At 60.9% G+C, this 714-nt stretch carries 2 protein-coding genes; both read left to right on the top strand.

Features of this window, described 5'->3' with window-relative positions:
- Positions 1–245, top strand: a 245-nt coding sequence (locus ACYVDE_RS25095; protein ID WP_460504234.1) for a GIN domain-containing protein, incomplete at its 5' end; no start/stop codon positions are given.
- 289 nt (positions 246–534) lie between these two features.
- Positions 535–714: hypothetical protein (locus ACYVDE_RS25090; RefSeq protein WP_460504233.1), on the top strand; the 180-nt coding region annotated here is incomplete at its 3' end.

Genomic DNA, 714 nt, shown 5'->3' with positions numbered 1-714 from the left:
GCACCACCGCCGTCGGCAGCGTCGACCAACTCGACCTCGATGCGGCCGGCGCCTGCGAGCTGGCCGCCGCCAACCTGCGCGTCCGCAACGGCAAAGTCACCATCGCCGGTATGTGCAAAGCCCGCCTCAACATCACCGAGAGCCTGAAGGGCGACGCCGTGGGTGCCAGCGAAATAGCCTACAGCGGCCAGCCCGCCACGGTGAAAGTCGACGCCACGGGGCCATCCAGCATCAAACGTTTGTAGTTCGCCGAATTTCTATTCCGAAATACAACTACGCAGGCAACCTTCGCCGTATAGCTGCATCTATCCCCCCGAAAAAAGAAAAAAAAGAAGCCAGGCTTAGTTTGGTGAGTGAACGAGGCCTCCTTCCGGAGCCAGTCCTTTGGCCGCCCCCTGCTGCAACAGGAAGGCCAGGGCTGGCTCCATTTCGTTTTAATAGCCTGTATATCCGTATTTAAAACAACTGCATCTTCAGGCAACCGCTTCGGCCAAAGGCGCATCTGTGTGGGTGAATCCTCCACTTTTCCGCCCCATGAAAGCGAAGCTCCTTCTATTTCTGCTGCCTCTTACTGCCTCCTTCGGCACTACCGTGGCCCAGACTGCCGCCCCCGCCTACCCGCAGCTGCTGGCCCGCGCCGAAACCGAGCTGCAGGCCCACGACCCCTGCGCCGCCACCGCCACCTTCGAGCAGGCCTTCGCCCCCGACAGTACC

The organism is Hymenobacter agri, from assembly GCF_054778495.1.
Note: the sequence above shows the minus strand (reverse complement) of the source record. Positions and strands in the feature narration are given on the sequence as shown.